The organism is Streptomyces sp. NPDC003379 (assembly GCF_053589195.1).
The window spans coordinates 389,302-408,570 of sequence record NZ_JBSFRK010000001.1 but is presented as its reverse complement, the minus strand read 5'-3'; the positions used below and the strand labels follow the sequence as shown (position 1 = coordinate 408,570).

Sequence of the window (19,269 nt, the reverse complement as noted above, 5' to 3'; positions counted from 1 at the left end):
CCAGCTCGGCCGAAGAAGTACTGGTCGGGGCGGAGGGCTTCCCCGAATACTCATAAGGCATAGGGCGGGGACGGGGGACGGGGGATCTGATGCTGCTCGCCATGGCGTTACTGGTGATAGGTGGCACGGCGCTGGTGTCGCGTTGCGGCGGTCCGACAGCCTTGCACCGGCCGTGTCGCCGTAGGCGCCGGGGGCTCTTCGCACGATGCCGCGACCACACCTTCACCTTGGTCACGATCACCGACCTGGTGGGCCTCGCGCTGTTCGGTCTTGCCGGTGGCATGCTGGCGCTCTTCGGCCCGGCCGTCTGATGCGGCGCAGGCGCAGCCAAGGAGGTTGGGCGGCCATTCCCTGGTGGGTGTGGGGCTTAGGCGTTCTGGCGGGGGTCAGCGGTCTGTGGCAGGCGGCCGAGCAGTGGCCGGTAGGGACGGGCATCGTGCTGGCCGCAGCGGCGGTCGGGCTGGGATTGAAGCCCGGACGGCTGGCCCTGCGGAGATGGAGTGAGCGCTCGGCGCTTTCCGCGGGGCCCGTGCGATATTCGCTGGCGCATCTCGACGCCCTGGACCCCCGGGCGTTCGAGCTGGCGGTCTGCTCCTTGCTGCGCCGGGACGGACTGGCGGCGGAGCATGTGGGCAGAGCCGGGGACAAGGGAGCCGACGTACTCGTAGTCGACCGTTCGCGACGACGTGTCGTCGTGCAGTGCAAGCGGCTGCGTCCGGACTGCAGGGTCGGTGACCAGGATGTGCAGCGGGTCAACGGCACGTACCGCCACGACCACGGTGCCCACTTCGCGGTGATCGTCACCACCGGAGGCTTTACGGCAGCCGCGAGAGCCAGCGGCCCCCGTTATGGGATCCACCTGGTGGACCGGGACACGCTGGAGAGGTGGGCGGACGTGGGCGAGCCGCTCTACAGAATCCTGCGGATACCGGACGTGGACACACCACGCAGGCGCTGGGTGACCGGAACCTGGCGTCGGGAAAGATCGCTGGGCTGACGACCTGCCAGCGAAACGACAACCCTGCGCGCAAGCAGGCGAGTTGACGGCACGAGGGGGAGTATGTCCGACGAGATCGAGTCCACGCAGATCCAGGTTTTCGGCGCCGACCCGCGGCACGCGGAGCTGGAAGCGCGGGAGCTCCGCGAGATTCTGCATCAGCTGGACGGCGCCCAGGTGCGCTTCGCCCCGCCTGAAGCGACGCGAAGCACGGAGGGTGCGAAAGGGGCGGAACTGCTGACCCCGGAGGTCGTGCTCATCCTCACCACAGGCACTCTCGCGCTGGCGAGGACCGCGATCAAGGCGTGGGTCGTTCCAGGGCGGGGTATCCGGGCGTGAGGTGCAGGCGTTGCGGGACGGCCAGGACGGACCGAGTGGGAGGCCTGGCGCAGGCCCGGGAGACGAACGATGAGCCGTCAGCACGCCTTGCACCGTTCAGAGGCACGCTGGGTGGGGGGGTGGCTCCGCCCAGGGGCCCGGTTACGCCAGCCACCGCGGTGATCACAGAGCCGAGAACCACAGCACCCCTCCGACGTCATGTGCAGCCACGAGGTTGGACATGTCTCTGGTGGCGCGACGAACTGCTGCGGGCCCCGAGGGCAGTGCGCGAGACAGTAGGGCAAAGTTCGAAAGTCCTCGGCCGGGAAGACGGGACCGGTCCTCGCTTCAGCGGGGCATACCGCGGGTCATCGATCGCCCCGGAGGTGGTCGCTGAGCTCGTCGTGGCAGTCGTCCCCGGTGCCGACTTGGACTCGCGAGAAGGTAAGCACTCCGTCCTCCTCGCCTTCCTGCCTGGCCTTGGCCAGCTGCATCTCGATGTCCGCGATGTACTCGGCGCACTCAGCGCTGACGGGCTTCTCGGGCCTCGGGTCCGGTGCCGAGGAGGTGTTCAGTGCGGCGGTGACAGTGATACCGGCTGCGCACAGCACCGCCCACGCGGCAACCCACGCGGGGCGACTCATCCGTATCAGCTTGGGCATCCAGGCATACTACGAGCACACCAGCGGGCTGTCTCCGAATGCCTGGTGCCCGAAGGCGCCGGTGAAGACGCGGAAGATGGCGTCGTCCGGCGCCCGTGAGGGACTCGCCGCGCACCAGGCCGTCGCTCCCGCACAGCAGCCGGGCCCCGGAAACGGTGAACCGGAGTGCGTCCTGGGAGTATTGCTACGGCCTGGCCGGGAACCGCGAAGAACGGCTCCGCCACTAACTGGTCCTACGACACCGAAGGCCACGAGACGGCCGGCGCGTCCACCCCGGAGGGCACGACCGAGGAATCGAGGCGCGCGAGCCGCACACCGTAAGGCTACTTACCGCAGAGAGGAGCTCTTCGGCCGACGCTCCCACGCGGTCACGGAGGAACAGGAACTCCGGCGATACGCAGTCATCCCGCAGAAAGCGGCAAGATCCGTAGAGCTTCTGATGACGGTGGCGCGTCCGCCGACGAACTGTGACTCGCCCCTGAGTGTCGTTGCCTCCCTCTACGGTGGGGGTCCGGATGCCGTCGGGGCAACGGGGAGGGGCGGCAGGAGTGCGCAGGGTTCCACCGGAGATGTTCCGGTTCACGACGGTGGAGAGGTCCGATCTGTACGGGGCGGTGCTGGACGTCTTCGGCGTGGCCGGTGAACACCTGGAGACGGCGCTGGGGCTCGACGCGGTGCGAGAGCGGCTGCGCCGGGTCGGCTGGGTGGCGGCGGTCGAGGATGAGGGTCTGTATGAGGCGCTCAGGAAGCTCGTGCAGTGGGAGCTCCTGGATGTGGTGCACAACCACGCGGAGAACTACCGCACGGCCGAGGAGTACGAACGGCGCAACCTGCAGTATTCGTTGACCCGCCGGGGCGAGGCCGCTCTTGCCGGGCTGCGGCACGCACTTGAGGTTCTCGCCTCCACTGGCGCGCTGCAGACGGCCGTGCTGGAGGCGATCGCCGACCGGCTCGACGAGCTGTGCCTGCTCTCCGGTGAACCCGCGTCGGCCGATCGGCGGATCTTCAGCACGCTGCGGGAGCTGGAGGGGCATCTGGACGCTCTGGTGGAGAACACCAAGGCGTTCAACGGTGAACTGCAGCGCCTCCTGCGCGCCGAGGGCGCGGATCTGGAGGTGTTCCGCGAGGTCAAGGCCGCCACCGTCGCGTATCTGCAGGAGTTCCTGGTCAACCTCGACCGGCGCGGGCAGGCGGTCGCCGCCGCCGTGGCCCGGGTGGAGGAGCGGGGGACCGCCGTACTGCGCGAGCGGGCCCTGCGCGGGGCGGAGCTCCCGCCGGTGGCCGGTGAGGATCCCGCGGCCGGCTGGGTGGAGAGCAGGCGGGCGCGCTGGGCGGGCCTGCGTGCGTGGTTCCTGGCGGACGACGGTGCCCGACCGCGGATTGAACAACTGCACGACATAGCCCGGCGAGCCATCGTCTCGCTCTTGCAGGTTCTGGAACGGATCAACGAGTCGCGGCGCCGCTCCTCCAGCGCCGTGCAGGACTTCCGGGAGCTGGCACGCTGGTTCGCGGCGGCCCCCGCGGAAGATGACCTGCACCGGCTGTGGTCGGCGGCCTTCGGGCTCGGTTCGGCACGCCATGCTCATCTCGCCCACCCCGACCCCGAGCTGATCCCGTCGTCCCACGCCTGGTCCGAGGCCCCACCGGTGGAGGTGTCGGCGCTGCTGCGGACCAGTGGGCGGACGGAGCGGTTCACTCGTACGGCCAAGGTGCGGGACGTTGCGGCTGTCAGGGCGGAGCGTGCCGAGCGGGCCCGCGCGGAGCGAGCGGAACTCGCACTCGCCTGGCAGGTGCTGGAGACGGACGGACCTGTTCGTCTGTCTTCGTTCGGCACGTTGGATCCCGCTGTCTTCGACCGTTTGCTCGACCTGTTTGGCCGTGCCCTGGCCGCCAGGCCGGACGCGAACGGCTTGAGGCGCGCCACGACGGGAGACGGCCGGGTGGAGATCACCCTGGCGCCGCCTTCCGATGAGCGCACCGCCGTACTGCACACCGTGAAGGGCTCACTTACGGGACCGGACTACGTCGTCCACATCACGGCGGCGGGTGGAGCGAGCGTCTCCTCGGCCCTCCGCGCCACGCCGCAGGAGGCCACAGGATGAGCACCCTCGCCAACCAACTGGCCGCCGCGGAACGGGAGGAGGTCGCCCGCGCCATCCGTCTCCTCCTGGCCCGGCCCCTGCTCACCGAGACCGCCGACCCGACTGGCTTCGAATTGGTACGACGCCGTCGCGAGCCGCTGGCCCAGTGGTTCGACTACACCTGCGGCTGGAACCTGGTCGTGGAGCCCCGCCGCGGTTACGCCCGCCTCACCAAGGTACGCGCCGACCCGGACGGCTCCCGGCCGGCTCGTAGGGCGCGTTCCGGCCGGGCCCCGTTCGACCGGCTGCGTTATGTGCTGTTGTGCGTGACCACGGCCGAGTTGCTGTCGATGCCGATGACAACCATTGGCATGCTCGCAGACCGCGTCGTGCAGGCCACGGCGGCCGACCGGGCACTGACCGCGTTCGACCCGGTCCACAAGCCGGAGCGGATGGCATTCGTCGATGTCCTCAAGCTGCTGGAGTCGTACGACGTGCTGCGCGCGGTGGATGGTACGACCGAGGCGTACGTCGAGTCCGCGGAGGCCAAGGTCCTCTACCGTGTGGACACCACCCTGCTGATGCGGTTGCCCGCCGCGCCCGTCGGCGCCTCCCGGCTCGCCGTGCCCCCGGACGAGGTGCCCGCGCGGTTCGAGGAACTCCTCACCGGCCTGGTGCGTGAGCGCCGTTACGGCGGCGCGGTCGTCGACAGGACGGCCGACGAGACACACGATGAGAGCGCCGCCACTGACGCACAACGCAATCTGAAGCTGCGCCACTCGGTGCTGCGTCGCCTCTTCGACGACCCCGTGCTGCACCGGGCGGACCTCGCCGAGGACGAACTGGCCTACGTCTCATCACTGACTGGACGTCAGATCCTGCGTCGCTCGGTCGAACAGGCCGGCTTCCTCCTGGAGGAACGTGCGGAGGGCTTCCTGCTCGTGGACCCGGACGGGATCGCCACCGATGTCCGCTTCCCCGACGACACCTCCACCGCCAGGGTTGCCGCACTGCTCCTTCTGGAGCCGCTCTGCGCCACGCCCGCCGGAATGCTGCCCGAACAGCTCGCCGAGGCCGGAGCGGGTCTGCTGCGCCGCTTCCCGCGCTGGGCCAAGGCGTATCAGTCCGTGGACGGCGCGGCCCGGCTCTGTGACGACGCGGTACGCGTCCTGCGTGACGTCGGGCTCGTCCGCGCGGCCGGCGGGCGGGTCGTCGCACGCCCGGCCGCGTACCGCTATCGCCTGACGGAGACGAAGAGTCCGGATCCGGATGGTGACCCCGGACCGGGGCGGGACATGAGCCGGCGCGCAGGCGCCGGGGTTTCCGGTGGCGCTGCGGCAGAAGGGGATCAGCAGTGAGTGTGACAGAGCTTCCGGTCCCGCGGCGGCCCGAGCCCGCCGAGTCGCCTGCGACACCGGCAACGGCGGTGGACGCGGCCCGCAGCCGCTGGCAGCCGTACCGCGCGGGCATCCTCAACGTCTGGCGCTACTACGACGAGACCTTCACCTTCCATCAGGGCCGCCTGCTGCTCCGCGGCCAGAACGGTTCGGGCAAGTCCAAGGCCCTTGAGCTTCTGCTGCCCTTCCTCTTCGACGCCAGCCTGCGCCCCAGCCGCCTCTCGACGTTCGGCGGTTCGGAACGCACCATGCACTGGAACCTGCTCGGCGAAGGCGCCCCCGGCAAGACCCGTGTCGGGTATGTGTGGATGGAGTTCCGCCGCGTCGGCGACGACGGCGCCGAGCGGTGGTTCGGCTGTGGTGCGCGTCTGCAGGCGAGTGTGCACACCAGCGGGGTGCATGCCGACTACTTCACCACCAGCTCCAGGATCGCCCACCCCGCCGGCATGCTCCTCGTCAACGAGGCGGGACAGCCGCTGACACGCGCAGCGCTGGTCGAGGCCCTGCGCGATCGCGGCAATGTCCATGCCTCGGCCACCGACCACCGCACGGCCGTACGACGTGAATTGTTCGCCGGGATGGGGGAGCAGCGTTATGAGTCGCTGTTGTCCGCCCTGCTCCAGTTGCGCCAGCCCAAACTGTCCGAACGGCTCGACCCGTCCCTGCTCTCCACCCTGTTGTCCCGCGCCCTTCCCCCATTGGGCGAAGGCCAGATCGCTGAACTCGCCGAAGGCTTCGAGCGGCTGGACCGCCAGCGCGAACACCTCAAACGGCTCGACGACGAGGTGACAGCGGCAGAGACCGTCGCAGTCCGGCAGCGCGCCTACGCACGACGTGTCCTGCGTGCCGGCTCGGCCGCGCTGATCTCGGCGACCACCGAGATGGACGATCTCACCCGCGCCGCCCGCCAGAGCGCCGAGGAACTCGAAGAGGCGCTGACAGAACGGGAATCCGCTCAGGCCCGGCGCGAGGAACAGGAACTGCGGGCGCACGCCCTGGAGGAGACCGTCGAGGGGCTGCGCGAGAGTGACGCGTACAAGCAGGGCGAGGAACTCGACCGGCTCCGCCGTCGTACGGAAGAAGCGGCAGCCGTCGCCGGGCGTCAGCGTGCCACTGCGCAGGCCACTCGGATCAGCGCGGAGGAGGACCGGAGTCACGCCGACGAGGCGGCGGTCAAGGCCCGCACCCTCGACGAGCACGCGCACGAAGCCGCCGGGGAAGCACACCGGTCTGCCCGGGTGGCGGGTATGGAGTCGATCCATCATGAGGTGCGGACGCTTCTCGACACGGATTCGGTAGGGAACCTCGCAGACAGCCCGGGGCACGAGGCCGGTGGCCGTCGGCCCTTGGGTTCGGCCGGTGCACCCACGGCGGGCGAGAACGGGGCACGACAGGCCCGCAGACTGCTGCGGGGTGCGGTCACCGCCCGACGCCGGCAGGTCGCCCTCATCACCGAGGCGATGGACGAGCACGATCGCGTGGTACGCGACCGGGGTGTCGCCGAGAGTCTGCTGGAGGACGCCCGTAGCCGGCTCACGGAGGCGATCGCCCGGCGGGACGAGGCGTCCGCAGCCTGGGACGCTGCCCTTGCCGTACAGGCGGAACGGCTGTTCGCCTGGGCCGGCGACTGCGCGGAACTACGCATCGCCGACGCCGGGGAACTGGCGGCCAGAGCCGCGACCGAGGCCGAGGTGACGGCGCTGGTCGACGCCGCCGCACGCCCGCTGGAACAAGAGATCGCCACAGCGGAGGCCACGGCGCGAGCCGCACGTCTGCAGCTACGGGACGAGCGGAGCCGACTTGCCGAGGAAGTTCGACGGCTCAGCGACGAGACCGACCTGCCGCCTTTGCCCCCTCCCACCCGCACCACCGTCCGCGCGGTGACGGCGGGCGCACCCCTGTGGCGACTGATCGCCTTCCACGACGGTGTCCCGCTCACCGTGCAGGCCGCGGTAGAGGCGGCACTGGAGGCATCGGGCCTCCTGGACGCCTGGGTCAGCCCCTACGGTGGCATCGTCCTGCCGGGGCACGACACCCGAGCCGAAGCGGCCCTGGCCGTGACCGTCTCGGGGCCCAGTCTGCTGGAGGTACTGAAACCCGAGGAGGGCATTCCCGTCCCGGTCGACACCGTGATCCGCATCCTCGCCGGTGTCGCGTACGGCACATCACTGCCCGGCGGTCACCCCGCGGCCGTCTCCGCCGACGGTGCCTGGCGTCTCGCGCTCGCCACCGGAACGTGGAGCAAGCCGGAACCCGCTTACATCGGTGCCCTCGCGCGGCAACGGGCCCGGCAGCGCAGGATCGGTGAACTGACCGAGCACATCAGCGAGACGAACGCATCCCTCGCCGCGCTCGACGACCAACTGCGCGGCCTCGGCGCTCGCCGCGCCCGGCTGGACGCAGACCGCGCGGCTCGACCCGACCATCAGGAACTCGACGCCCGTCGGCGTCATGGGGATCGAGCCGAGGAGAAGGTGGCGGCCCGGGACGATGCCGTGCGCGACGCGGCTGACCATCTGGGCCGGTGCGAGACCAAGGTGGCAGGCGCTCTGCGCACGCTCAGCCGTCGGGCGACCGAACATGGACTGCCCACCGATCGTGACCGGTTGCATGAGCTCTCCTCCGACATCGACAGGTTCAGGGACACCGCCGACAGTTGGGTGGACGCCCGTCTCAGCGCGACCGCCGCCGCCGACACGGCTCGCCGGCTCACCGCGCAGGCGGACCGCTCGCGCCGAGCTGCCGATGAGCAGTCCGAGAACGCCGCTGCCGCCGAAGCCGAGGCGGCGGGAGTGAAGGCGCGCCTGGAGGCGGTGGAGGCCACCGTCGGCGAGGACTACCGGCAGATCGTCGCGCGCGTCGCCGAGGCCCGCGCCGAACTGCGGCGCTGCCGTGAGGAGGCCGGCCGGGCGGCCGACCTCCTCCTGCGCCTGGAAGGCCGTATCGGAGGTCTGCGGGCAACCAGTGGTCAGGATGCCGAACGACGGGAGCGGGCCGTCGACACCCGGGACCGCGCGGCGCACCGGTTCCGGCATCTGTGTCTGGTGGGGCTCGCGGAGGACGCGGGTATCGCACCGGAACCAGACGCCGGAGACGGCACGAAGGCCACTCTGGAGGCCGCCCGTGCCACAGCGGCGAAGTGGCCCGGCATCCCGCACGCCCCACGCAACCTGGGCGATGCCGCGACCCGCCTTTCCGAAGCGGTCCACGAAGCCCGCCAGCGCCTCGGTGCCCGTGCCGACCTGGATCTGGAGCCCGATGACGACATCCAGCTGTTCACCGCTACGCTGGACGGCCTGCGGGTGGGGGCGACGGGCCTGCTCACCACGCTCACCCAGGAGCGCGACCGCAGTAGTGACGACATCACCACCGCCGAGCGGAGCCTCTTCGACCAGATCCTCACCGGCGACATCCGCCGTCACCTCGCCGCCCGCATCCGCCAGGCCGGCGAACTCGTCCACCGTATGAACGGGCATCTGGAGCGGGTTCGTACCGCCTCCAACGTCGCCGTCCAGCTTGTCTGGGACGTCCGTCCGGATCTCCCGGAGGGCACCCGTACGGCCCGTCAGCTGCTGCTCAAGGACCCCGGCCGGGTCAACGAGAGCGACCGGGAAGCCCTGCACGCCTTCTTCCGCGCCCGTATCGAGGAGGCCAAGGGCAGTGACACGGCCGCGAGCTGGGAGGAGCAGCTCGGTGAGGTGCTCGACTACACCGCCTGGCACCGATTCACCGTGCGCCTCGATCGGGCGAACGGGAGCGGCTGGCAGCCGCTGACCAAGAAGCTGCACGGCGCACTCTCCGGCGGAGAGAAGGCCATCGCCCTGCACCTGCCGCTCTTTGCCGCCGTCGCCGCCCATTACGAGGCCGTGCCGCTGGCGCCCCGGCCCATCCTGCTCGACGAGGTCTTCGTCGGCGTGGACGCGGTCAACCGCGGACAGGTCTTCGCCCTGCTCACCGCACTCGACCTCGATCTCATGGTCACCTCCGACCACGAGTGGTGCACCTACGGCGAACTACCCGGCATCGCTGTCCACCAACTCCTCACCGATGGGCACGATAACGCTGTCACCAGCGCTCGCTTCGTCTGGAACGGCACCGATCTGGAGGCGGGATGACCCACACCGAACCGGCTGCGGGTGAACGCACCCTGCGCCGTCCCGAACTGGACCCGCTATGGCACACGGTCCACAGCCGCCTCTCCTCCGGCCGCCCCGTCACACGGGTGCGCCTCGGACCGCTTGACGAAGCTCAGCGCGAGGCGCTCGCCGACCTTCTGGGTCTGGACCGTCTACCGGATCCTCACCCCTCCGTCTCGCTGGCCCGCCTGGAAGAGGCGGTCACCGAGCTGTCCGGTTTTTCGGTGCGTGAAACTGTCACCGAACTCGTAGGCCCTCTCGACGATCGCGCGACAGAGCGGCGCCGCAAGAATGATGAACGTGCCGAGCTGTGGGCATGGTTGGACGGGCATGCCACCGTGCGGGCCCAGCCCGCGCTCGCCGACTGGACCGCGTCGTGCCGAGCCACCGGCCTGGTCGGTGGCTCACCGGAACGGACCCGAAACCTGCTCGCAGAGGCATTGACCGTGCTCGCGGCACTCCCGGCCCAGGCCGAGCCCCTGCCCGTCTTCGCTGCCCGGGTCCTGAAGGGCGACTCCCACGCACTCGACGACGGTACCCGCCTGTCCTCCCTTGTCCTTCGTGCTCTGGCGACTCTTCACGACACCGGCGTGCCGGAATCCGCGGCGGACCGGCGCACCTTGTGGACGCGCGCGGGCGTCGCCGACGACGACCTGTCGTCCACCGTTCTCGTCGGTGGACTACGCCCGGCCGGTGCAGGCCCGCTCGCCCGTGTGGCCCGTGTCTGTGCCGAGGCCGGTCAGGCCGCCAGTCTGACCCTCGCTCAACTGCGGGCCCCGGGCGAGTTCGCCCTCGCCTCCGATCCGGCACCCGTCGTCCACGCCGTGGAGAACCCCAGCATCCTGGCTCTGGCCGTAAGCCGCTTCGGCCCCGACTGCCCGCCGCTCGTGTGCACATCCGGCTGGCCCAACAGCGCGGCCATCCACCTCCTCCGTCTTCTCGCGGATCAGGGCGCCGTCCTCCGCTATCACGGCGACTTCGATGGCGAAGGAATCCGCATCGCCGCCTACCTCTTGGACAAGACGCCGGCCCGCCCCTGGCGCATGACGGCAGTGGACTACCGTGCCGCGGCGGCCCGCACCTCGCACGGACCCCAGCCCGGCCGACTCACCGAGGCTCCCTGGGACCCCGAGCTGACCCGTGCCATGGCCGCATACGGCATCGCTGTAGTCGAGGAACTGATGGCTGACGTCCTGTTGGCAGACCTGGTCGAAGCGATTGAGTGAGGAAGCTGCTCCGGTCGGTCGTGACGCTCGTTCGACACTCCGAGTGCCCGAAGTCCCCCCGACAGACCGGAGAAGGGCCGCTGATCTGAGGGTTCTCCCTTTGCGGCGTCAAGGGCACGCCAGGTGGCTCCCGGTCCCGGTCCTCCCCCGGGGCGGCCAGGGCACTGCTCGATTTCGCGGCCACCGAACTGCCGCCGGAGAAGGCCGTCAGGGTGGTCGAGATCGCCGTACGGCTGCCGATGACGGTGTCGGGCAAGGTGCGGCGTGCCGCGTTGCGGGCGTCCAGGACGCTCGGCGGTCCGGAGGTGCGCTCGGAGCTCGTCCGACGCCGCCCTCCAGGGGCCCGGCCACGGGGCCGCGGGGGGCGGCGCCGGTGGTCATGGTGGACGGCACCGGTGGCCATGGTGGGCCGCCCACACCCCCTTCCCCGTTCCGCATCCGATCCGCCGCGCGGCGACGGGCCTCCTGATGCCGCAGCCACCGGTCGCCGCCATAACAGGGTGCCGGTGCCACATCGTCCGCGCGCCGTTCAGCGGCCACTGTGGTGCTCAGGGCGACGCAGTACACCGAGTCAGAAGGGGGATCTCGTGGTTTCCACCGCACTCAGGAGGCAGACAGACGGACACGGGGGGAGGGCGCCTTCCGCGGCCACGGAACTGACGGAGTACGTGCTGCCGCACTCCCTGCACCGCAGGGACCAGCTCAGCAAGGGCGAGCAGTACGTGGGCGGGCTGCTCGCGGCGCGGGGCCGCAAGTCCATGAGGAACATCGCCGCTCTGCTCGGCGGCGGCGCCGCGGAGCAGAGCATGCACCACTTCATCAGCGCCTCGACCTGGGACTGGCGGCCGGCCAGGGAGGCACTCGCCCACTATCTGCGGCGGAGCGCGGCGCCGAGTGCCTGGGTGGTCCGGCCGTATGCCATCCCCAAGGTGGGGGAGTGGTCCGTGGGTGTCGGCTCCCGTGGCGACAGAGGGGCGGGGGAGCCCTCCAGTGGCCAGTACGCCTTCGGTCTGTGGTCGGCGTCGGACGATCTGAGTGTCCCGGTGAACTGGCGCCTGTTCCTGTCGGACCGGTGGACCGGGGACCAGGCGCGCAGACGCCGTGCGGGCATTCCCACGGACGTGATCAGTGCGACACCTGAGGAGTGCGCCATCGCGACCGCCCTGGAGCCCCTGCGGAGTTGGCGGATGCCGGCCCGGCCCGTGGTCTTCGACGTACCAGGGACCGATGTGCGCCGCCTGGTCACCGGGTTCGACGCGATCTCGGTTCCGCTGATCACCGGAGTCGGCTCGCTGACCGCCTGTGAGGTGGCCGCGCCGGCGATGCCCGGATACGGATCGGGCCCGCTCACCGCCCGGCACATCCTGGAGTCGGTCAAGGGCCTGCGGCGTGCGGTGGAGTGGGTCGACCACGCCTCGGGGCGACGGCACACCTCTTGGGCCATGGCGATCCCGGTGGCCCTGCCCGGCCGCACGCGCGAGAGGGCGCGCGAAGGACTCAAGGGCCGAAAGACCCTGCTCCTCGTCGGCGAGTGGGAGGACCCCCTGCTGCCGCCGACCCGCGTCTGGCTCACCGACCTGACCCGGACACCGGTCCCCGAACTGCTGCGCCTGACGAAGCTGAGCGGCTGGACGGCGCACGGCGTGGACGACGTGGGCGCGAAGGTCGGCCTGCGGGACTTCGAAGGCCGGTCCTTCGGCGGCTGGCACCGTCATATGACGCTCGCCTCCGTCGCGCACGCCGTAGCCGCGCTGTCGGAGGTCGACCGGTCCAGGACCCGGGCCTGCGCGTCCGTCGTCCTGGGGCGACGGGTCAGCGTCGTGCCGTCAGGCCGCCGCCCCGTGCGCGCACAGTGTGCCGAATCCGGTTCAGCCGCAGCGCGATCTGCACCTCCAGGCGCTGCGTCGAGTCCTGCCAGCGCTCACCGAGCAGTTCGGTGATCCGCTCCAGCCTGCGGGCCACCGTGTTGGGGTGGACATGCAGGGCGTCGGCCGTGCGGGTGGCGCTGCCCCCGAGGGAGAAGTAGGTCTCCAGGGTCCGGGTGAGTTCGGTGCCCTGTTGGGCGTCGTACTCCAGGACCGGGCCGATGGTGTCCGCGATGAACCCGCCCGCGTTGGGCTCGTCGGACAACAACAGCCCCAGGAAGCCCAGTTCACGCGGCGAGGCGGCGCCACCCGCCGAGCCGAGCGCGGTCAGCGCGGCCAGGCAGCGCTGCGCTTCCTGGAAGGCATCCGAGAGCGCGTCGGCGGAAGTGACGGGCCCCGCGCTGCCCACCGTCACCGGATGCCCCAGTGCCGCGGCGAACTCCGTGGCCACGGTCCGGCCGGTGGCCCCGGCGTCGGCACCCGGCAGCAGCAGCACGATCCCGTCCGACTCCACGCTCTTCAGGCCGGAGCGCTGATGCGCGTAGGAGGACGCCCAGAAAGCCCCCCGGCCCTGGGGATCGTTCTCGGGACGGGCCACGACGAGGACATGCGGCATGCTGAGGTCGACGGCGAGTCTGCGGGCGCGGTCGGCCAGCTGCCCGGCGGACAGCTGCTCGCCGTGGATCAGGTCCTGGAACACCTCGCTGCGTACTTGGAGCTCGGCGAGGCTGGTGCTCCGCTGCAGGAGCAGGGACACGGCGGCGACGCGCGCCGTCAGGGAGATGATCCGGGTCTGCCGCTCGTCGAGCGGCCGGTCCGTGGCGAGGATCAGCGTGCCGAGCAGTTCCTCGCCCGCCAGGATCGGGCACACCCAGGTGCCGCTGGGTGTCATCACCGGCTGCCTCCCGGAGTGCACCCCCATGGCGGCCTCGCGGAGCTCGGCCTCGTCGAGACCCAGGACCGGCGTGGCCGTCAGATCGGTGCCGCTGGGGTCGCGGACCAGGAACGTACCTCCGAGCAGCTCGCCGGCCTCGTCCACCAGGGCGTGGAGATCGCCGCCGCGCAGCACCAGGTCGACGAGTTCGGCGTAGACGACGTTCAGCTGCCGCGCCGAGGCGTACGAATCCTCGGCCCGGGAAGCGTCGAGCCGGAGCTCGCTCGCCTCGTCCTGTGCCTGGCCGAGCCGTTGCGCCTTCTCGATCGCGACCGCCGCCAGGTCACCGAGCGACGACATCAGGGTGATCTCGTCCGCCGTGAACGGGCGCATTTGCCGGTGCCCGACGTAGAGCACACCCAGGATGGTGGCGTCCCGGCGCAGAGGCACACCGAGGACGGCCCGCAGCCCCTCCGCCCGCACCGCACCGTGTGTGGTGTCGGTGCGGGGGATCTCGTCCTCACTGAGATAGTCGGCGGTCCACACGGGGGCGGCTCGCTCGGTCACCAGATTGCCGAGCCCGCCCGAGGCGGGCACCTTCATCCCCACGCTGACCATGCTGATGTGGCCGTCGGCCGCGTGCACCACCGACTCACCGCCCGAGGGGGAGTGGATCGACAGCCAGGCCATGTCGAGGCCGAGCAGGAAGCGGGCTCGGCGCGCGATGACATTGAGCAGGCTTCCCAGATCGTAGGGGCGGGTCAGTTCGCGCGCGGTGTCGATGAGCGCCGCGAGGCCGGTCTGCCGGTTCTGCTGCTGGGACATCAGCCCCTGTACGCGCAGCGCGAGGTTCCTGGCCCGTTCCACCTGCTCAAGCCGATCGGCGTCCGCGCCTCGCTCACGTGCCCGGAGCAACGGTTCCTCAAGCCGCTCAGGTGGTGCTCCTGTGGCCAACAGGGCCAATATTTCCCCGATTTCGTCTTCGTCGTGTCCGTTGTCCTTGTTCATGGTTCCTCCGCCGTCATGGTCTTCCGCCCCGACTCGTGTCGAGCCTTCGCCCGCAACCGCAGAACCCTAAAGAAGGGTCACCTGGAGGTCAACAGATTGTTGAAGTGAAAGGCGCAGGTCAGACGGGGGTTTGGTGGCCCGGTCACCGTTGGTGGTGGCCCGGCCTGTCGCGGAGGCGCCTTCCCGCCGTATTTCCGGGGCGGCAGGGTGATGCCTACATCCGATGCTCTTACCGGTACCGCTCCCTCCATGAGTGCGCCTATGTCGACGTCGGCTACCGTGCCCACCGCCGCTTCCTGGCCGAGGCTCCCGACCGACTGCTCGTCGCCGGTCAGTGGGCAGCGGCGTGCCAGGCGTTCCGGCACCGGGTCAGCTCCGCCGCGAGCAGACCCGGGGCCGTCCCGGGCCCGGCTCCGTCCGCGTCGGACAGGAGCAGTGCTTCCTCTCCTTCCCGTAGGCCCGGCATGGCATCGCCCGTCAACTCCGCCTTCAGGGCAGCTGATTCCAGCTGAGGCGCGGTGAGGGCGACCCCGGTGTTCCAGCCGACCAGCCGGGGCAGGTGGTGGGTCTGGAGCGACGACCACAGAAGCGTCGGGGGAGCGACACTGCCGGCCCGCAGCACCCGCCACCAGGTGTTCCGCAGGCGTCGTTCGCGGAGCGCGTACAGCAGCCGGGCCATCGCCACGCCGGCGGTTGGTACGCCGGCGGTCCGTGCGTCGGCGGTCGGTACGTCGGCGGTCCGTGCGTCGGCGTTGTCCAAGAGGCCCACCGGACAGGTCAGGAAGACTCTGGTCTCCATCGGAGCGGTGCCCGCGACCAGGGCGCGTTCCATGCCGCCGAGCAGTGCGTCGAAGACCCGGTCGGCCTGCTCGACCGTGCAGACCAGCGTGGCGTTCACGCTGATGCCCCGGGCCAGACACTCGCTCATCGCTTCAAGGCCCGCCTCGGTTGCCGGAATCTGGACCAGCAGATTCGGCCGGTCCACGTCGGCCCGGAGCGACCGCGCGGCCCGCACGAGGGACGGAGCGTCATCGGCGAACGCGGGGTCGACCGGAGCCGACACCAGCCCGGGCGACCCGCCGATCAGGAACGTGGGCGCCTTCCGTGCTCGCTCGCACAGCCGCTGTACAGCCTGCGGATCGGGCGGCACGTGCGCGGGAAGCAGCACACCGTCAGGGGTCCGGAGCAGGTGCGGGAGCTGGTCCGGTACGGCGATGTGCGGTGCGTCTCCCACGGCCAGCCATGACTGGACTCCCTCGGCGGCGAGTTGTTCCACGAGGCCGACAGCCCTTTGGCTCATCATGCGGCGGATCTTAGAGAGGGCCGTCCCGCCGGAACAGCGCTTCCCGCAGGCTCTGTCAGGTCTTCGGCGCAGCGGGGACGAAGCGGGACAGATTCCATGCCACTTGACGAAGTCGCAGGCCACGGCCTGTGCCGCCGGCCGCCGGATACCTACTGTCTTGCCCGTCGCCGACGAGTCCCTTTCCGCTGAACCCGCCCTCAGGAGTACGCATGACCATCGCAGACATCAAGGTGCCCGACAGCGTCCTGGCCAAGGAGGCCACAGAGCTGGTCCGCGACACGGCAGACGAACTGATCTTCCATCACTCCCGCCGCGTGTACCTCTTCGGCGCACTGCAAGGGGACCGTCGCGGTCTGACGTACGACCCCGAACTGCTCTACGTGGGCGCCATGTTCCACGACCTCGGGCTCACCGAGAAGCACCACGCCTCCACTCGCCGTTTCGAGATCGACGGCGCCGAGGACGCCAGGGAGTTCCTTCTGGCGCGCGGCGTCACGAAGGACGCGGCCCGCGTGGTGTGGGAGGCCATCGCCCTGCACACCACCCCCGAGATCCCCACCCATATGGCCCCGGAGATCGCCCTGGTCACGGCCGGTGTCGAACTCGACGTCCTGGGCATCGGCTACGACGACATAACCGACGAGCAGCGGGCCGCCGTGGTCGCGGCGCACCCGCGCCCCGACTTCAAGCGCCGGATTCTGCAGGCTTTCAACGACGGCATCGCGCACCGCCCCGACACCACCTTCGGCAACATCAAGGCCGATGTCCTCGCGCGCTACACCGAGGGCTACGTCCGGCCGAACTTCGTCGACGTCATCACCGACTCGCGCTGGCCCGAGTGATGCACCGCCCGCCGCCCGCCGACCGCTCCCGCCACCCCACTGAGAATGGGTCCGTGAGACGTCATGAAGTCCATCTGTCTCCATACGCGCTCCCTCAAGCGCTGGGCGGTCTTCGGCTCCTCACCGCCATGACTTTTGCCACCACGGTCACTGGTCCCGCGTCCGCGGCGGCCGGCGGCGCCGGGGCGAACCCGGCGCCCCCGCCAGGCCTCTGCCCAGCCGCGCGCCGCGCCGCGCCGCGCCTGACATGTCCCCTTGCCCCGTAACCGGCCCGGAATTGCCGGGCATGTCGCCCTCCGCCCTCCCACCTCCCACGCGCCGCGACTGAGACCCTTGGAGCGGAAAGGGGCAGCACGTGGATGGGGCAGTGGCGGGATCCGGCTCGGGAGACGGTGAGCAGCAGGCGCTTTTCGGGTGGGCGGATGCCGTGCCGGGGCGCGCCGTGCACGGGGCGTTTCGGGACAGTCCGGAGGCGCGGCGGATGCTCGATGTGCGGGAGGTCTACGCGGAGCCCGCGGCTCTCGACTCTCCGCGCGGGCAGCAGATCATGGCCCGGCTGCCGGGGGTGCGGGTGACCGAGGTCGACAGCCACTGGCGGATTCCCTCGCTGCACGGGAACGACGGCAACATCGGTCGGTGGGTGCGTATCAAGACCGAGACGCTTGTCCTCGGGGTCAAGCACCATCTCGTGACGCGGCCCAACGGCAGGTCGGCCGACTGGATCGCCCCCGGCCCCTCCAACGGGTGCGCGATGGCCTGCGCCTACTGCTATGTGCCCCGTCGCAAGGGTTACGCCAATCCCATTACCCTGTTCACCAATATCGAGGCGATCGTGGCCCATGTCCGGCGCCACGTACGGGCGCAGGGGACCAAGACGGCACCCAACCAGTGCGATCCCCGGGCGTGGGTCTACGACATCGGCGAGAACGGTGACTGCTCCGTCGACGCCCTGGTCTGCGACAACACCGCGGATCTGATCGCCGCGTTCCGCGGCCTGCCGACGGCCAAGGCGTCCTTCGCGACGAAGTTCGTCAATCCCGATCTGCTCGCGCTCGATCCGCAGGGGCGTACGCGGGTGCGCTTCTCCGTCATGCCGCCCGACGACGCCCGGCTCCTGGACATCCGCACCAGTCCGGTCGATGAGCGGATCGCCGCTGCCGCCGACTTCCTCGACGCCGGCTACGAGGTTCATTTCAACCTCTCGCCCGTCGTCCTGCGCCCCGGCTGGGAGCGGGACTGGGCCGACCTGCTCACCCACCTCGACGACGTGCTGCCCGCCCGGGTGAAGGAGCAGGCAGCCGCCGAGGTCATCATGCTGACCCACAACCAGGCGTTGCACGAGGTCAACCTGGGGTGGCACCCCCGCGCCGAGGAAGTGCTCTGGCAGCCGGACATCCAGGAGGTCAAGCGCTCACAGAACGGGGCCTTGAACGTTCGCTACGCCCTTGAGGTCAAGCAGCAGTCCCTGGCACGGCTCCGGCAACTCCTCGCGGAGCTCGTGCCCTGGCTGCGCGTCAGGTACGCCTTCTGATGCCTACGCGTCCGCTCAGCTCCTCGGCCGACAGGCCACCCGGCTGCCGGCGCATGCGCACGCTCTCCCGGGCGGCATCCTGGAGGGCCGCGTTCACCGGGGTGGGCACGCCGTGCCGGCGGCCCAGCAGCACCATCTCTCCGTTGAGGTAGTCCGTCTCGATCGAACCCGCGCCCCTCGCCAGGCTCTGCCAGGACGAGCCGCGGGCGCGCTCGCCGGGTATCGGCTGGGGGTCGACCGTCCCGGTGCGCAGCTCGGTTATCTCGGCACCGCTCGCGTAGGCGATCCCGGCGGCGTCGAGGGCCGCGGCACCCTCGGCCTTCGCCCGAGCGATCAGGTCCTTCGCGGGGGCGTCCGACGCGGAACCGCACACCGCCTCTACGACGTTGGCGAGGTTGCCCAGGAGTTTGCCGTACTTCCAGCGCATCACGTCCGTCACCACCGGTGCCAGGAACTGGGCCTTCTCCAGGTCGTCCGCGATCCGCCGGGCGGTGTCGTCCGTGCCCCCCGTCCCCTCCTCATCCACGGCCGCCCCGTACCGGCCGATGACCAGCGCGCCGGTGTACGGGCCGCAGGGCGCGACGACCTCGCCCGGGTTCAGATGGCTGCTGGGCAGGATGACGCAGACCCCGTACACCTCGCGGAAGCGGCGCAGCGCCAGGCGTTCGTTCTCCACGCCGTTCTGGGCGCACACCAGAGGCAGGCGTTCGCCCGCCGTGCCGCCGCCCGCCACCGGCCGCGCCGCCCATGCGTCGAGGGCGGCCACGCTGTCCTGGGTCTTGACGGCGAGTACGAGTACGTCGTCGGCGCGCAGTTCGACGTCCTCGGGGCGTGTCACGACCGGTACGTCGAGAGTGAGCGTGCCGGTGGGGACCGTGAGGCGCAGCCCGCTGTCGCGCAGCGCCTCGAAGTGCGCGCCGCGGGCCACCAGGACGACCGGCCGACCGCTTTCGTGCAGCCGTCCCCCGATCGAACCGCCGACTGCTCCGGACCCGATGATGATGTAGCGCATTCCGTTTCCGCTCCCTG

Annotated in this window: 13 protein-coding genes and 1 pseudogene; 10 read left to right on the top strand and 4 right to left on the bottom strand. The window is 70.5% G+C overall.

Going from position 1 to position 19,269, the window contains the following annotated elements:
* The first annotated feature begins 89 nt into the window (after positions 1-89).
* The 3 genes from ACWDVB_RS01730 to ACWDVB_RS01720 all read left to right on the top strand — a co-directional run bounded on the left by ACWDVB_RS01730 (position 90) and on the right by ACWDVB_RS01720 (position 1,336).
* Entirely contained in the window at positions 90-311 is a 222-nt protein-coding gene (locus tag ACWDVB_RS01730) for a hypothetical protein (RefSeq protein WP_451515498.1), read from the top strand.
* Positions 312-529: 218 nt separating this feature from the next.
* Positions 530-997, top strand: coding sequence for a restriction endonuclease (locus tag ACWDVB_RS01725; protein ID WP_451515499.1), 468 nt, complete (start codon positions 530-532; stop codon positions 995-997).
* A gap of 63 nt (positions 998-1,060) precedes the next feature.
* Positions 1,061-1,336: a hypothetical protein gene (locus ACWDVB_RS01720; RefSeq protein WP_451515500.1), complete on the top strand. Its 276-nt coding sequence runs from the start codon at positions 1,061-1,063 to the stop codon at positions 1,334-1,336.
* 347 nt (positions 1,337-1,683) lie between these two features.
* Here ACWDVB_RS01720 and ACWDVB_RS01715 read toward each other — a convergent pair whose 3' ends face one another.
* On the bottom strand, positions 1,684-1,977 hold the full coding sequence (locus ACWDVB_RS01715; RefSeq protein WP_451515501.1) for a hypothetical protein: 294 nt from the start codon (positions 1,975-1,977) through the stop codon (positions 1,684-1,686).
* A 548-nt stretch (positions 1,978-2,525) separates the two neighbouring features.
* On the opposite strand from ACWDVB_RS01715, the gene ACWDVB_RS01710 reads away from it, so the two are divergent.
* From ACWDVB_RS01710 to ACWDVB_RS01690, 5 genes are all read left to right on the top strand, one after another.
* Complete coding sequence (locus ACWDVB_RS01710; RefSeq protein WP_451515502.1) at positions 2,526-4,079, top strand: TIGR02677 family protein; 1,554 nt, start codon at positions 2,526-2,528, stop codon at positions 4,077-4,079.
* The gene (locus ACWDVB_RS01705) at positions 4,076-5,416 is read left to right on the top strand and encodes a TIGR02678 family protein (RefSeq protein WP_451515503.1); all 1,341 of its coding nucleotides are present in this window, start codon (positions 4,076-4,078) and stop codon (positions 5,414-5,416) included. The genes ACWDVB_RS01710 and ACWDVB_RS01705 overlap by 4 nt, the downstream gene beginning before the upstream one ends.
* Complete coding sequence (locus ACWDVB_RS01700) at positions 5,413-9,570, top strand: TIGR02680 family protein (RefSeq protein ID WP_451515504.1); 4,158 nt, start codon at positions 5,413-5,415, stop codon at positions 9,568-9,570. The genes ACWDVB_RS01705 and ACWDVB_RS01700 overlap by 4 nt, the downstream gene beginning before the upstream one ends.
* Positions 9,567-10,817 (top strand): TIGR02679 family protein, encoded by a 1,251-nt coding sequence (locus ACWDVB_RS01695; RefSeq protein WP_451515505.1) that lies wholly within the window; start codon positions 9,567-9,569, stop codon positions 10,815-10,817. The genes ACWDVB_RS01700 and ACWDVB_RS01695 overlap by 4 nt, the downstream gene beginning before the upstream one ends.
* A 668-nt stretch (positions 10,818-11,485) precedes the next feature.
* Positions 11,486-12,757, top strand: a complete 1,272-nt coding sequence (locus ACWDVB_RS01690; protein WP_451515506.1) for an IS701 family transposase — start codon at positions 11,486-11,488, stop codon at positions 12,755-12,757.
* On the opposite strand, the pseudogene ACWDVB_RS01685 reads toward ACWDVB_RS01690, so the two are convergent.
* Together ACWDVB_RS01685 and ACWDVB_RS01680 are read right to left on the bottom strand one after the other, a co-directional pair.
* Positions 12,747-14,381: pseudogene (locus ACWDVB_RS01685) on the bottom strand (helix-turn-helix domain-containing protein); the annotation flags it as partial. The gene ACWDVB_RS01690 and the pseudogene ACWDVB_RS01685 overlap by 11 nt on opposite strands.
* Before the next feature lie 514 nt (positions 14,382-14,895).
* On the bottom strand, positions 14,896-15,867 hold the full coding sequence (locus ACWDVB_RS01680; protein ID WP_451515507.1) for a transaldolase family protein: 972 nt from the start codon (positions 15,865-15,867) through the stop codon (positions 14,896-14,898).
* A gap of 209 nt (positions 15,868-16,076) precedes the next feature.
* Between ACWDVB_RS01680 and ACWDVB_RS01675 the strand changes: the two genes are divergently transcribed.
* A complete protein-coding gene (locus ACWDVB_RS01675) occupies positions 16,077-16,709 on the top strand; it encodes an HD domain-containing protein (protein WP_451515508.1) in 633 nt (210 codons plus the stop codon).
* Positions 16,710-17,064: 355 nt separating this feature from the next.
* Positions 17,065-18,240: a spore photoproduct lyase family protein gene (locus ACWDVB_RS01670; RefSeq protein ID WP_451515509.1), complete on the top strand. Its 1,176-nt coding sequence runs from the start codon at positions 17,065-17,067 to the stop codon at positions 18,238-18,240.
* Here the strand turns inward: ACWDVB_RS01670 and ACWDVB_RS01665 are convergent.
* A complete protein-coding gene (locus ACWDVB_RS01665) occupies positions 18,224-19,252 on the bottom strand; it encodes a ketopantoate reductase family protein (RefSeq protein WP_451515510.1) in 1,029 nt (342 codons plus the stop codon). The genes ACWDVB_RS01670 and ACWDVB_RS01665 overlap by 17 nt on opposite strands.
* Positions 19,253-19,269 lie beyond the last annotated feature (17 nt).